Origin of the sequence: Pseudoalteromonas luteoviolacea (assembly GCF_021654285.1) — a bacterium.
In the GTDB taxonomy this organism is placed as follows: domain Bacteria; phylum Pseudomonadota; class Gammaproteobacteria; order Enterobacterales; family Alteromonadaceae; genus Pseudoalteromonas; species Pseudoalteromonas luteoviolacea_J.
Map to the genome: position 1 here is coordinate 40,214 of NZ_JAKFZS010000036.1, position 13,216 is coordinate 53,429.

Annotated in this window: 15 protein-coding genes; 8 read left to right on the plus strand and 7 right to left on the minus strand. The window is 38.8% G+C overall.

Going from position 1 to position 13,216, the window contains the following annotated elements; all coding sequences use genetic code 11:
* Positions 1 to 11 precede the first annotated feature (11 nt).
* The gene (locus L1077_RS23795; protein ID WP_063360098.1) at positions 12 to 257 is read left to right on the plus strand and encodes a hypothetical protein; all 246 of its coding nucleotides are present in this window, start codon (positions 12 to 14) and stop codon (positions 255 to 257) included.
* On the opposite strand, the gene L1077_RS23800 is transcribed toward L1077_RS23795, so the two are convergent.
* Positions 252 to 758 carry a GNAT family N-acetyltransferase gene (locus L1077_RS23800; RefSeq protein ID WP_237139305.1) on the minus strand — a complete coding sequence of 169 codons (507 nt, stop codon included), beginning with the start codon at positions 756 to 758 and terminating at the stop codon, positions 252 to 254. The genes L1077_RS23795 and L1077_RS23800 overlap by 6 nt on opposite strands.
* A 77-nt stretch (positions 759 to 835) precedes the next feature.
* On the opposite strand from L1077_RS23800, the gene L1077_RS23805 reads away from it, so the two are divergent.
* Positions 836 to 1,045 carry a hypothetical protein gene (locus L1077_RS23805; protein WP_237139306.1) on the plus strand — a complete coding sequence of 70 codons (210 nt, stop codon included), beginning with the start codon at positions 836 to 838 and terminating at the stop codon, positions 1,043 to 1,045.
* A gap of 203 nt (positions 1,046 to 1,248) precedes the next feature.
* Entirely contained in the window at positions 1,249 to 2,757 is a 1,509-nt protein-coding gene (locus tag L1077_RS23810) for a hemolysin (RefSeq protein WP_237139307.1), read from the plus strand.
* Positions 2,758 to 2,836: 79 nt separating this feature from the next.
* Here L1077_RS23810 and L1077_RS23815 read toward each other — a convergent pair whose 3' ends face one another.
* Positions 2,837 to 3,202, minus strand: coding sequence for a hypothetical protein (locus L1077_RS23815; protein ID WP_237139308.1), 366 nt, complete (start codon positions 3,200 to 3,202; stop codon positions 2,837 to 2,839).
* 303 nt (positions 3,203 to 3,505) lie between these two features.
* Between L1077_RS23815 and L1077_RS23820 the strand changes: the two genes are divergently transcribed.
* The 3 genes from L1077_RS23820 to L1077_RS23830 are packed head-to-tail and all read left to right on the plus strand — an operon-like array spanning position 3,506 to position 6,068.
* Entirely contained in the window at positions 3,506 to 4,363 is an 858-nt protein-coding gene (locus tag L1077_RS23820; RefSeq protein ID WP_237139309.1) for a hypothetical protein, read from the plus strand.
* 28 nt (positions 4,364 to 4,391) lie between these two features.
* Complete coding sequence (locus tag L1077_RS23825) at positions 4,392 to 5,186, plus strand: hypothetical protein (protein WP_237139310.1); 795 nt, start codon at positions 4,392 to 4,394, stop codon at positions 5,184 to 5,186.
* A 30-nt stretch (positions 5,187 to 5,216) separates the two neighbouring features.
* Positions 5,217 to 6,068: a hypothetical protein gene (locus L1077_RS23830; RefSeq protein WP_237139311.1), complete on the plus strand. Its 852-nt coding sequence runs from the start codon at positions 5,217 to 5,219 to the stop codon at positions 6,066 to 6,068.
* Between the two features lie 68 nt (positions 6,069 to 6,136).
* Here L1077_RS23830 and L1077_RS23835 read toward each other — a convergent pair whose 3' ends face one another.
* Entirely contained in the window at positions 6,137 to 7,231 is a 1,095-nt protein-coding gene (locus tag L1077_RS23835; protein WP_237139312.1) for a helix-turn-helix domain-containing protein, read from the minus strand.
* Positions 7,232 to 7,349: 118 nt separating this feature from the next.
* Between L1077_RS23835 and L1077_RS23840 the strand changes: the two genes are divergently transcribed.
* Positions 7,350 to 8,426, plus strand: coding sequence for a response regulator (locus tag L1077_RS23840; protein ID WP_237139313.1), 1,077 nt, complete (start codon positions 7,350 to 7,352; stop codon positions 8,424 to 8,426).
* 131 nt (positions 8,427 to 8,557) lie between these two features.
* On the opposite strand, the gene L1077_RS23845 is transcribed toward L1077_RS23840, so the two are convergent.
* From L1077_RS23845 to L1077_RS23855, 3 genes are all read right to left on the minus strand, one after another.
* A complete protein-coding gene (locus tag L1077_RS23845; protein ID WP_237139314.1) occupies positions 8,558 to 8,989 on the minus strand; it encodes a hypothetical protein in 432 nt (143 codons plus the stop codon).
* A gap of 235 nt (positions 8,990 to 9,224) precedes the next feature.
* Positions 9,225 to 9,674, minus strand: a complete 450-nt coding sequence (locus tag L1077_RS23850) for a hypothetical protein (protein ID WP_237139315.1) — start codon at positions 9,672 to 9,674, stop codon at positions 9,225 to 9,227.
* Between the two features lie 113 nt (positions 9,675 to 9,787).
* Positions 9,788 to 10,201 carry a hypothetical protein gene (locus tag L1077_RS23855; RefSeq protein WP_237139316.1) on the minus strand — a complete coding sequence of 138 codons (414 nt, stop codon included), beginning with the start codon at positions 10,199 to 10,201 and terminating at the stop codon, positions 9,788 to 9,790.
* 1,188 nt (positions 10,202 to 11,389) lie between these two features.
* Between L1077_RS23855 and L1077_RS23860 the strand changes: the two genes are divergently transcribed.
* Positions 11,390 to 12,385: a ChaN family lipoprotein gene (locus tag L1077_RS23860; RefSeq protein ID WP_237139317.1), complete on the plus strand. Its 996-nt coding sequence runs from the start codon at positions 11,390 to 11,392 to the stop codon at positions 12,383 to 12,385.
* A 138-nt stretch (positions 12,386 to 12,523) separates the two neighbouring features.
* Here the strand turns inward: L1077_RS23860 and L1077_RS23865 are convergent, their stop codons facing one another.
* The gene (locus L1077_RS23865; protein ID WP_237139318.1) at positions 12,524 to 12,934 is read right to left on the minus strand and encodes a hypothetical protein; all 411 of its coding nucleotides are present in this window, start codon (positions 12,932 to 12,934) and stop codon (positions 12,524 to 12,526) included.
* Between the last annotated feature and the right edge of the window lie 282 nt (positions 12,935 to 13,216).

Consider the following 13,216-nt stretch of genomic DNA (forward strand, 5'->3'; position numbering starts at 1 on the left):
GGATCAATAGCATGAAAAAACTTTTAGTCATTGCAGCTTTACTTTCACTTACTGCTTGCTCAAAAGTCAGTATAGAAAACTACGAAAAAATATCTGTTGGTATGGAAAAAGCAGAACTTGAGAAGGTCCTCGGTTCAGCAGATTCATGCGAAGAAAAAACGTTGCATACTAACTGTGTTTGGGGAAATGAATCAAAGAACATTACTGTGACACTAGTTTCTGATCGCGTGACATTATTTAGCAAAAAAGGCCTATAAGGCACGCATCTGTGATTGATTTTGGCAAAGGTGTAAGCGATATTGCTTATGCTTTTGCTCAAACCCCAAATGCTTTAATAACTTAATACTTCTTTTATTTTCTTTATCAACTTTGGCATTAATTTGCTCAATAAGCGCTTTGGGGAGTACGTTTGTCAATGAATCAACCAGACAACTAGCCGCTTCGCGCATATACCCATTACCCCAATGCTCAGGGGCGAGTTCATAACCAATTGAAATTTCTGATGTTGACTCTTGATAGTCAAACAAACCAATGGAGCCAATTACAACCCCCTCCTTTAATAGTGCAAAACGAGCTCCAACCCCCTGATAAAAAAGCTCTAAATCACCTTGGATCATGGCCTTGATATCTTGCAAAGATAAGTCAGTACCATAGTCGTTATAGTGACTCACTTTTGGGTCATTTAAAATATTATGCAGCGCGTTACAGTCTCTATAAGAAACGAGGCGTAATATCAGCCTTTTTGTTCGTAGTTCCATCTGGTTTATGGGTCGATTTTTTATTATTTTGGTATAAACTACCCCATCTTATTTGAAAGTCCAGTGAAGATAAAAATATGACGGAAAAAAGTGACGAATTTAAGGTGATCCCCCCGACTACGAAAGTTTTGTGTCCAGAAAAAGGCGAAGGTTGGACCTTAACTGGTATTACAGGCATCGATGAACACACTTCTGTCATGTTCCAAGGTGTTCGCTATACACTCCCTGCAAAAGTAATTGTTGATGAGCTACTACCTAACTACTTGGAATCACAGAAAAACAGTTAAAACTCGCTTTTTTTAATCCATTAGTTGTATTTTATTGTTGTAATTTTGTTCATAAGGGAGGATGATATAATGAGATTGCAAAGATAATAATGGATGCGTCTGTCTCGAAGGAATAAGAATGCACATCGTACAGAGGATGTAGATGTGTGATTACTTTGTGTTGTGTTAGCTTGCTTAGGATAAACTGAACAGAGTTTGTTACCATGCTAAAAACATCACTAACCATTTTAACCCTCGCAACTGCGTCATTGCCCACCCTTGGCTTTGCAAATACTTGTCACGGCGAATTATTCGGCATCAATGCTGGTCGTGGCGATGTGGGGATTTTATTTGGCTTAAATGAGCAGAATAATAGTGCATATGCACAAACCCTTGCCGAATTTAGCGCCTCCGCGTTAGCTTATGACAGTGAAGATAAGCGTATGTATTACATTTCGGCACCAAGACCCATTGAATACAAAGTAGACATCAGTGGCTTAACAGACCTCACTGAAGAGCAAAAGGCGCACTTACCTATTGAAGGGCAGCGTTTTAAGTATTTACGTCTTGCTTATTACGACTTTAATACCAACTCACACACCGTGGTTGACAGAACCACACAAGTGTTGAGTATGGTATTTGATCCTGACAGTAACGTCCTACTTGGTACTGACTTTAAAAAGCTATATCAAATTAATAAAAATACTGGTGCAGCCACTGAATTAGGCGCATTAGGTTCATTGAAGGGCAAATTTAGGGGAGACTTAGTCATTCAAGACGGTAACCTCTATCTAATTACCAGTCGATCTGTGTATCAAATTGATAGAACTACATACGAAGTCACCAAGCTTGCAAACCACTCACTAACTGCCGCAACCGGTGCGACGTTAAACCAAGCTGGAGAAGTCGTAGTTAGCCGAACACTGATCAACGACTATGGTCATGTGAATCGCTCCAAGCTTTATAAAATGAATCCACAGTCAGGTAACACTTGCCTACTGGCGACTGTACCTGTGAGACTCAACGATCTAGCCACGAACACGCACAATGAAGTTGCTTGTTACACTACGCCAACGTGTGAAACTGACCCTATTCCAACTTTTACACTGGAAGCTGTTAAAGACTCTGCTTTTGAAGGGGCACAGCTAGAGTATCAAGTCACCTTGAGTAATGATTACTATCAAGACATCTCTATTGATTTAAGTATCACTCATGGTACGACCAGTTCAGCGGACTTGGCCCTAAGCCAAACAAGCATCACTATCCCGAGCGGTGATACCACCGCGAATATAGTCATTGATACAACTGACGACCAAGATTATGAAGGCGACGAAACATTCACCCTTCAAGCTACCGCAGATCAGAATGTGACAGGCTCTGCGTCATTACCAGGTACCGTACTTGAAAATGACCCACAGTGTATTCCAGACGAATATACCCGTATCAACTATCAATTCGTGAGTGAAAGCGCCGGTTATAATAACGATTGGGGCGTCAAAGTTAACGGCAGCTATGTCAAACTGCTAGACGAGTACGGCGGCTCTGGTAGTTACGATGTGCTAGTCGGCAGTAGTTATAATTATGTATTAGCAATCAACGGAAACAGTAATCAGTTAACCACTAATTACACTGTATATGGTGACAAACAATACTGGGAAGATCAAAACGACAATGACTACAATGACTTTGTCGTGAGAGTGTGGACTACGCCAATCCAAAAAGGATGTGACTAAATTTAACTAATCTAACCTTTATGCGATTTGCTGCTTAACTGGCCTTAACAGCAAATCGCTTTTTTTATCGAGCTCTCTTCTACTCCCAAAATATATAGTGTGTTTGCTGCTCAACCTTGCTAGCTGACACTTTCACCTTGTAAGTATACTCATATAACGACTCAAACTTGACTGCTTCTCGTAAAATGCCTTTCTGATATTTATATTTGATTTGCTCGTCTGGCGTCAGCGCTGAATATATTGCACCAATAGAAGTCTGGTGCTTCTGAGCCTTTGTATCATCGAGATAATTGCTAAATTGCCTTTGTGTTTGATTTTCAACAATGACCGGTTTGACACTTGGTATGTCTATTTTATCACTAAAGTCCGAAAATACAGGTTCTGCCAATACGCTGGATGAGACTAAACATCCTAACGTTACATACTTGATATTAGATATAACCATATTTTCTCCTTTTTTATCCTCTCCTTTACTTTAACCATAAAAAGTACAGCAAGACCAGCCTGAAAACGGCTCATTTTCTAGTCCACATTTATATGCACTTTAATATATATAAAATAAATCTAATATATTCATAAGGTTAATGAAAACTAAAATAAAAAGGGTCTTCTTAAAACAGTTCGGACGTATCCGAATCACACTCTCGATAAAGTGGCTCCAGTGCTTAGCAACAAGTACCAAACAGTTCATCAAGCTATCTGCACACTAGAAGCAAGATGAGAACAATATTAAATTGGAGCAATTAATATGAACACATTTAAAAAACTAGCCATTATAACTGGGCTAACCTGCATATCAATCTCAGCCAGCGCGCATCATTTGAATGCTGATCAACGTGCTAAATTATCGAACATCTTAGGCTGTATGTCTCAGTCTAATGACACTATCCATATCCATGGTTGTAACTTACAAATTACTAACGGTCTCGGGGAAACTAAATCAAATAATGGTACGGGCAACCTTATCATTGGCTACAACGATGGCGGCTCTAATCCACTCGCCCCAGTTGTTACCACATCAGGATCGCACAATCTTGTTATAGGCTATGGACATACGTACACACGCTCTGGATCCTTGATTGCGGGCACCAAAAATACCGTGCATGCGCCGTCAAGCTTGGTTGCTGGGTCGAGCAGCTTAATTGAAGGGGCAAATGCAGAAAGAGGAACCATTGCTGGTGGTTTAGGTAATACAAACAGAGCTTTTTTAAGCGGCATTTTAGGGGGTAATAGCAACACAATTTCAGATGAGTTTTCTCATGCCATGGTTATTCTTGGCGGTCAAGGTAATGACCTCGATGGCCAATACAGTACCATTGCAGGTGGTGTAAATAACAAAGTCGTTAAAGCGCTGCAAGTCAACATTCTTGGCGGCCAAAACAACACAGCCACTGTACAACAAACAGTTATTGCAGGTGGCCGTTACAACACCGCAGCACGAGAAGCAGCCACTATTTTAGGCGGACAACGCAATACAGCTAAAGGTTTCCGTTCAACCATCGCAGGCGGCGCTGACAGACAAACAACCCAGGACCATGAGTTCCGAGCGGGTATTTTCAATTCACAAGACCCATACAGAGCTGACGCTCTAAACCAACAAAACTAATTAAGACAGAACTTTAAGGATAACGAACATGAAAATACTATCAAAAATTGCAGTTGTTGCGCTATCAGCTGCCTCTTTAAACGCACAAGCAACACTTACTGAACAAGAACAAACGGCTTTAATTGATATCCTGTCTTGTTTAGAAAGAGTCGATAATACCCTGGTTGTGAGTGGCTGTGATGTGCAAGTCATTAATGGTTCTGAAGATAACACAGCTAAAAATGGCAAAGGCAATGTGATCATTGGATACAATGCCCAAGCGATTCCTTCGCAACGTGTTGCAACGGGTTCCCATAACTTAATTATTGGTGATGGACATCAATTTAACTCTGCAGGTGCCTTGATTGCTGGTGACAATAATTCAGCATTTGCAGATGCAACTAGCGTTGCAGGTGTGAATAATTATGTATCTGGACCACACAGTGTAATTTGGGGCGGTGAATCAAATACCGCTGAGGCGACCTTCTCTGCCATTTTAGGTGGCCAACAGAACAACACGCTTCCATTTCATAATTATGCCTTGATTGCAGGTGGTAAAGGCAATACGGCTAAAAACTTCTACGCTTCCGTGTATGGGGGTGAAAACAACATAGCAAAAGGTCAAAGCTCTATGATTTTAGGTGGCCAGAATAACTTCACTGAAGGCCCGCTTTCTAGCATTACAGGTGGCCGAAACAACGAAGCAAATGGTGAGCTCAGCGCAGTCCTTGGCGGCGAGTTTAACCGTGCAAATGGCTTTACTTCAAGCATCGGCGGCGGTCTAAGCCGCACTATTGGTGGTCATGACGACTATCAAGCCGGCTACTTCTTTTCTGACAAATAACCTAAAAACAACCTATTTTGGAGTAACAACATGTTGAATTTAAAAAAATCATTTGCCCTATTAAGTTTGTCACTAGTCAGCAGCGTGACCTTTGCCAACTCACACGACCATGGCCACGACCCAATTGACAGCGACCAAGCACTTCGCGCAATTTTACAGTGCATGAGTAAAGTTGGTAATACATTAATTATTAACGGTTGCAACCTGCATATTGCCAATGGCACGGGCTATACACACGAAAAAAATAATGTAAGCACAGCCAATGGTGTTGGTAACTTAATCTTAGGCTACAATACGCTTCGCTACGGTAGCCAAACGCCTGAACTAGACCGTCAAGGCTCACACAATGTAATTTTAGGTGATGGCCATAGCTATCAATCTACAGGTACCATTTTGACAGGTAAAAATAACACTGTTACAGGAAAGTCAGGCGTCATCGCAGGTTCAAATAACCACATCAGCGGTTATGGCGCAGCAATTATGTCTGGGAGCAATCACACTGTTGAAGCGGACCATGCCAGTATTTTCGGTGGAACCAACAACACCATATACTCTGATGCAACTTGGGCCAGTATTTCTGGAGGCGAGACTAACCGAGTATATGCACAGTTTGCGAGTGTGGTAGGAGGAAGACACAACTCTGCTTATGGTTTTGCATCTTCAATCAGTGGCGGTCAATTCAATCAGACGACTGCAAACGCGCCTTATGCAGTTGTTGTAGGTGGTAGCGAAAACAAATCAGGCAGCCCAGCAGCGGTTGTACTTGGTGGGCGCTTCAACGAAGCAAATGGTGAAGCTTCAACCGTTGCAGGTGGCTTTAAGCGCTCTACAACAGGCATACATGACTATCGAGCAGGTAGCAACTTCTTCTCTAACCAATAGTAACGAACATCTCCCATCATTCTTCGGTTAAAGCCATCAACTTGATGGCTTTTTTAAGAGTAAACGGATCATTCTACCAATAAATGATTGAGAGATTTACCGGTACCTTGTGAATCATCATGAAATAAGCCACAGGCTTCTTTTCTGAATTGGCTTGGTGTTAAACCAGTATAAGATTTAAACAACTTATTGAACGTGGATTTACTATTGAAGCCCGCATCAAAAGCGACAGCAAGTACTTTGTGCTGAGTTTTGCACAATAAAAGCTTAGCTTCATCAACACGGTAACGGTTTACAAAGTCATAAAAGTTCATGTTTAAATGTGTATTTAACGTGCAAGAGACTTCAGCAGTTGTTGAGTTAATATGCTTAGCAAGCTCTGAAATACTCAATTGAGGATTTAAAAAGAGCTTATCACTGCGCATTGAGCTGTTAAGCTGTCGAATAATCTGTTCATATGACTTGCACTGACTATTATGTATTTGAGGACTGTCAATGCTCTCACTGAGCTCATTCACATTGCCTTGTACATAAAGCGGCTTGATTTGATTAAAGTAGGACAAATAAAAAAGCCAAAAGCTCATAGGCACATAGCTTGCTAAGGCAATAAGTTTACTAACCGGCACAGAGAAAATATCGTTTACGGACAAAAGTAAAAAAACTAAACACCAACAGATAAGCTGAAATCTAGCCATCACGACAAGCCAAGTATAACTGTCGTAGTGTCGATTAGTGACTTCAATTTCAAGGATTGGCCGATGCGTGTTTAAGTAATAGACAATATAAATTGCGTAAGACAGTGCACAGACAACACCAAAGCAAAACTCCCAGGTCATGCTAAACAAATAACTTGCACAGATTGGCAGTGCATGAAAAACATCCTCAAAGGAGACTTTTTTTGCTTCTACTTGAAAGCGAACATAAAAATAGAAAACCAATCCATATAAAGCATCAAATGATATAAAGCTGGTATATGTCATTATATCTGTCATGACAAACGCAACTTGAGTCAGCTCAGTCACAAACAATAATATCCAAATGCTTATGAGGCTACATGCCAGTGTTTTCGTTTTAGACAAGAAAAGTAATAGGCTGACAATACACCCTAAAACTAAGCTGAGAATATAAAAATTTCTAATCACATCGGTAACTAGCTCAAACATACTATTTTCCTTATTTTCATTTGCGCTCAAAAGCAGACCGTGCCCCCTCTGAAAATGTTACAAAAATAATTACAAATTTAAATAAATGTGATCTAAAGTGCTTTTCCAAAGCATTACCATGAAACATGCAGGTACAGAAATTGATTTTGTCGTATTGCAGCGCATACTTATCTATCAAGGTTCAGTCCAGTCTATTCACAAGTTAAATGCCATGAAAAAATTCTCTGTGCTTTTGGTCGAAGACAACCAAGTTTATGCAAACCTAGTACAACTTCTAAGTGGAGATAGAGCTGATTTTACATGGTGTAATAGCTTAGAAGCAGCTAATAAAGCATTAGATAAACAGCAATTCGATATCTATCTTCTAGATCTTTATTTACCCGATGGCGACAGCATAGAGTTTTGCCGCAGGATAAACACGCCCAAAAAAGAGGATACGATCACTGTGTTTTTAAGTGGTGAGACTGACTTAGAATGGAGACTAAGAGCGTTTGAAGCTGGGGCAGAAAATTACATACAAAAAGACATTGGCAAAGAGGTTTTAAAATTAAAATTAGACAGCTTGTTAGATTACCAAGCGAAGCGATTACGCGCACTTAAGCATGCAAAAAAGGACTCGCAAATACAAACAGATAGAACTTTTAGAACGCAGCTTGATCACAACGCACTTATACACTTTTACCGTCAATGCTTAAACCTGAACGATATCAACAAATTTTCGGGGTATTTATCATCATTAATGCAAAGCTGGGAGCTAGATTACATTGCCCGTCTAAAGCTCACGGACGGCACTGAATATCATTTTAAAAATAATGATGAAGCCATTTGCGATATGGAACTTGAGCTATTCAATGATTTAGAGGTGAATAGTGCAAACGTACAATCGTTTGGTCAAGCAACTTTTTTTAAATATCATCAAGCCGAGCTCATTGTCAAAAACATGCCAACCGACAGTTACAGCAAAGGCTCATTGATTGATATTTTTCATTATGTTGTCGAAGCCATTGACATCAGACTGAATGAAATTGCCAAGCTTCAGCACATGGACTCAATCATTCAAGATATACAAGAGCATTTAAATGATCGGCAAGATGATAAAAGCCTGTCGTTAGTTAATGAATTAGTCGATGATTTAGCAGCTATCACAACCGAAAAAGATCTAAGTGATGACAATGATAACATGGTTTTTTTCTGAACATTTATAAGTAATAGGCTAGATAAAACATTCCCCCATTATCTTTGATATACCAACCAATAATGTAAGTACTCTATTACCCTGAGTACTCACATAGTTATTCATCAAACTCTAGTATATGATATCAGGCTTTAATTTATTCGTTCAGATGAAGCTTCATCAGTAAACGGGATCACTGGACCGCTACCGTACCAAAACATGCCATATGCACAAGCGTTTATATTTTCCCATGTACCGTCTTTGTATAAAACACGCCTTGCACAAGCTTGAGCGCCACCACTAGGCTCATCATTGTAATTACTAAAGGTACAATACTGCCCTCTTCCACAGTTCCACCTTCCTGACGAGCCGCTATATGTCCAAGATACCTCGGCGATAGGCTTGCTTGTAACAAGCCTAAATCTGACACTTGACGCAGTGGAACTGACTGCACTAGAACAAAAATCCGCTGTGTACTCTTGAGGTGTGGGCGTGCCACTGACTATACACTCGACAACCGCAGCTTGTGCGGATAAGGTGAATACCCCAAGCCCCAACGTAAGTATTAAAGCATTTTTTATCATGATTATTTCCTTATCTAAGTATTTTAAATTTAGCTTTCATCTCACCGTAATTACAAAATAAAATCAGAGTGAAATTGAAAACACAATTAAATCAAACCAAAAAAACTGACAGTTTAATAAAGTTAAAAATTAGCATGTGAAAGCTACATCCCCTTTTTCACAACCAAAATAATTAACTTGGTACAACAAGGAAATCTCAAAGGGTAATTCAGTAGTTTAAATAGTGCTTTTACTTTTAATATGACATGTTCTCGTCAAGCAGCGCTGCTGAAATTTCTACAATAGACGGCTTAACTGGATTACTCTCATGATAGAACATACCATATGCACAAGAGTTCACGTTTTCCCAGGTGCCGTCTTTATATAGTACACGTGTTGCACAAGCTTCTGCACTACCAGTCGGCTCTCTTCTGTCATTTCTGAATATACAATACTGACCATTTCTACAGTCTCCCCAACTCCCAGCGGAACCATAATAAGACCAAGATACTGACGCAATAGGTTTAGTTGCATTTAATCTAAAAACCACGGCAGACGAAGTAGTCGATGTCCAACTAGAGCAAAAATTGGCCGTATATTCTTGTGGGGTCGGTGTACCACTGATTAAGCACTCTACTATCGCAGCCTGAGTTGATATACTAACAACACCAAAGCTTATAAATGCTAATAAGTGAAGTTGCTTCATAAATATTCCTTTTAGTTTAGTGAATAAACCAGCCTTAATTAAAACAGTATTAAAATAGCCGCCTTCATTAATCTAGTAAAATGGCGACCAATGGCTGATTTTGATTATACGCGTTAACCTTTGGCACCAAATTCAATAGGACCACCACCGGTGTACCAAAACTCACCTTCTGCACAAACGTCTGTATTTTCCCAAGTACCATCTTTGTATAAAACACGTGTTGCGCAAGCTTCAACCATGCCAAATTCAATGCCATAATATGATTGATATGAACAATATGTACTGTTGTTGCACCTCCAATTCCCCCTAGTCCCAGCATAAGACCAAGTCACATCGGCTATAGGTTTACTAGATTTAAGGTTGAATAAGATACCGCTATCTAATGTATTTGTAGCGCTAGAACAATAATGTGCTGTAAACTCTTGCTTTGTCGCCGTTCCGCTAACTAAGCATTCAACTACTAATGCTTGCGCAGAAGCACTAGCAATACCTAATGTTAATACTGTTAATAACGTAAGTTTTTTCATTTGAATTTCCCTTTAATTATCCCCTTAACAATTATTAAGCTGCCACCTAAGAAGTTAGTTTGTCAACATAGCCTCACAACCGATTTAAAAAATATAAGGCTTGATAACCTTTAGAGCCATGATAAGAGAAGGTTAACAATATTGATAATTAAAGATATAAAAACCACCAAAGAAAAAATAAAAGGAAATATAATTGAAAGAACAACACCAATAAAAAAGACTGAAGCATTTAATACTCAAAAGTTATAGTAACTTGTAAAAACAATTAAAATAAAAGGCATTAACAATTAAAATTAACCGAACAAAGTAAGAAAAAACAAAACTAAAACTGTTCCTATGTTTATTTTGTGTTGCACTAAAAGCTATTACCTAGCTCAGATAACAGGCTCACGACTCATAGTTGAGATGTGAAGATGGGTAATTTCAAAGAAAACCCACCTATTCCTAAGGAGGTATTTTGAATAAACACAGAAGCGAAATTCGAAGCAATAGTTAAGTGGCTCAAAACTGTCTGTCACTTCTTCAACAAATTCAAAGACTCCAGCATTTACTTTTATCCAAACAGAGTTTCCATTAACTCTGATTGCAACTGTCATAGAGCCTGTATTTCCAGCTAAAAATGCGCTGTCAATTGCAAACAGCACTAGCTGGTGCCGTAAAACGAGCAACAGCAACTTCACCGCTAGAGCCCGGGCGCAAAGGTAGCGTTTGATGTGCTATACCGTATTTCAATACAATCGATTAATTAAATCCAACGTTAGGGGTATAACCATTATCGATCACATCATCAAACCAGTGCTGAATTTGACCTGTATCGGTTTGATTGGGATATAACGTAAATGACGAAAAACCTTTTGATTGCCATCAGAAGGTCCACACGCTATTGAATGGCGATGCGCAGTAAAAATCTTTAGTAATATCATACCCTTAAGAAAATCAAGCCTGACTGTAAGTCAGTGTCGAGATAAGTAATGACGATAATAAAATGTTTTTCAATATAAATGGCTCCTTTTTCAAGGAACACATTTCACATATCAGTTACAACAATGATTTTCATTAGGTTTCAATTATTTACAAGATTAAAAAGAAAAATTCTATGTCTTTGATCAAGCTCGACACAGTTAATGAGAACAGTTATCATTACAAGTGCTAAAATCTTCAACTTGAATTTAAGTAACCGGAATTTTAATGAAACAAATCAAGCGCTTTAAAGCCACAGTGATGCTATCAATCCCTTTAATGTTAGCTCAGGGCTGCATGACAACACAACAAGATACCCCCCACTCGAATCATCTAACCATGTTACATGGCTATACGTTGTACGACGCAAGTAATGAGCAACCTATCACAACTAAAAAGCTAACTGAGAAGTTAAAAAACGCAGACGTAATTTTTATGGGTGAATACCACAGCCACAGCGCCTCTCACCTTTTACAGGCAAGTTTACTGCCCCTCATATTCCAACAAAACCCAAACTTAAAACTGAGCTTTGAGCAATTTACACGCGATAAACAAAATATATTAAATCAATACTTAAACAATGAAATTGGCGAGCAAACATTGATTAAACAAGCTAATGCTTGGGACAACTATCAAAGTGACTACCGCCCTTTAGTTGAATTTGCACGTGAAAATAAGCTAGACGCCATTGCCGCCAACACCCCGCTAAACGTTGTTAGGTGCGTTGCACGCAAAGGCCCTGAATATATTAAACAATTTACAGCGTCGCAGAAAAAATGGGTCGCAGAGGATATAACCACCAGTTCATCAGCGTACCAAGAAAAGTTTATGGCCGCTATGCGCCATCACGGTTCAAAGACGACTAAATCTGGCCCTGTGAAACTCAGTAATAGCTTTTACGCTCAGTTGGCACGTGACAACACCATGGCGGAATCAATTTTTAATGCACTCAAACAATCTGAAAATAGCCAAGTAATTCACTTTAATGGCGCTTTCCACAGTAACTACCACCTAGGCACCGTCGATGCGCTTAAGCGACTTGATCCTGACCTCAAAATTGCAGTTATTAGCCCACAATATATAACCAACCAAATCGACTGGTCTGTTGGTGACTTTGTATACACTATAAAACCATTGCCAGAACGTTATATTAAAAAAGAAAATTTGAATCTCGCTGTGAAAGCTATGATGAAAAAGCGTAAATCAGTAAGATGCGAGCTATAAATAATAGTTTGATTTTTTAATGATTAACTAAGAGTTAAACGAGAATTTATATTAAATTGCAATCACTTAGGATTCATCGCAAATAAGTAATATTTACAATTAAAGAGCATAAGAAAAAACGCTTATGCTCTTTTAGCCCTACTCTGTTGCTTCAGGGAAAAATGGTGAGCCCTGATACCAATACATGCCCGTTGCACATGAATTTAAGTTTTCCCAAGTACCATCTGTATATAACACTGTTTTAGCACAAGCTGTCACTGTACCGTCCGGATATGAAGAATAATTACTGAAACGACAACTAGTACCAGTACCACAATCCCATCGCCCCTTATAGCCGCGATAGCTCCATGTTACTCGAGCAACAGGTTTGCTACTTTTCAACCTAAAGTTAACCGCTGACTTTTGAGATGAAGTTTGACTAGCACACGACTCTTCCGTATACCTTTGAGGTGTAGGTGTACCACTAATAAGGCATTCAACAACAGCTGCTTGTGCAGAAATGCTAGCTAAACCCAAACCTAATGCCAATAATAATTTATATTTATTCATTTTATCTCCTTTTAAACTAGGCATATATAATCTAAAAATAAAATGTCATTTAAAATAAATTATGTCAACAACAAATATAAAAATCACCACATAAAATTTATTTTCAGATCACAAATCGCAATAAAAGAAAATCTAAAATGCTTAAATTACAAAAGCACACCATTAGAGCTTTAATGATAACCCACCAAACTTTAAAAAAGCGAAATAAAAACCCATTAATAAATAAAATAAATTATATATTATCCAAGATAAGGAAATAAAAATCAGTAAAAAATCAATATA

Excerpts from the sequence above, each read along its gene's own strand:
- L1077_RS23855 (WP_237139316.1), bottom strand. The coding sequence starts at position 10,201 with ATGAAAAAACTTACGTTATTAACAGTATTAACATTAGGTATTGCTAGT.
- L1077_RS23840 (WP_237139313.1), top strand. The coding sequence starts at position 7,350 with ATGAAACATGCAGGTACAGAAATTGATTTTGTCGTATTGCAGCGCATA.
- L1077_RS23865 (WP_237139318.1), bottom strand. The coding sequence starts at position 12,934 with ATGAATAAATATAAATTATTATTGGCATTAGGTTTGGGTTTAGCTAGC.
- L1077_RS23800 (WP_237139305.1), bottom strand. The coding sequence starts at position 758 with ATGGAACTACGAACAAAAAGGCTGATATTACGCCTCGTTTCTTATAGA.
- L1077_RS23860 (WP_237139317.1), top strand. The coding sequence starts at position 11,390 with ATGAAACAAATCAAGCGCTTTAAAGCCACAGTGATGCTATCAATCCCT.
- L1077_RS23810 (WP_237139307.1), top strand. The coding sequence starts at position 1,249 with ATGCTAAAAACATCACTAACCATTTTAACCCTCGCAACTGCGTCATTG.
- L1077_RS23830 (WP_237139311.1), top strand. The coding sequence starts at position 5,217 with ATGTTGAATTTAAAAAAATCATTTGCCCTATTAAGTTTGTCACTAGTC.
- L1077_RS23795 (WP_063360098.1), top strand. The coding sequence starts at position 12 with ATGAAAAAACTTTTAGTCATTGCAGCTTTACTTTCACTTACTGCTTGC.
- L1077_RS23805 (WP_237139306.1), top strand. The coding sequence starts at position 836 with ATGACGGAAAAAAGTGACGAATTTAAGGTGATCCCCCCGACTACGAAA.
- L1077_RS23835 (WP_237139312.1), bottom strand. The coding sequence starts at position 7,231 with ATGTTTGAGCTAGTTACCGATGTGATTAGAAATTTTTATATTCTCAGC.
- L1077_RS23845 (WP_237139314.1), bottom strand. The coding sequence starts at position 8,989 with ATGATAAAAAATGCTTTAATACTTACGTTGGGGCTTGGGGTATTCACC.
- L1077_RS23815 (WP_237139308.1), bottom strand. The coding sequence starts at position 3,202 with ATGGTTATATCTAATATCAAGTATGTAACGTTAGGATGTTTAGTCTCA.
- L1077_RS23820 (WP_237139309.1), top strand. The coding sequence starts at position 3,506 with ATGAACACATTTAAAAAACTAGCCATTATAACTGGGCTAACCTGCATA.
- L1077_RS23850 (WP_237139315.1), bottom strand. The coding sequence starts at position 9,674 with ATGAAGCAACTTCACTTATTAGCATTTATAAGCTTTGGTGTTGTTAGT.
- L1077_RS23825 (WP_237139310.1), top strand. The coding sequence starts at position 4,392 with ATGAAAATACTATCAAAAATTGCAGTTGTTGCGCTATCAGCTGCCTCT.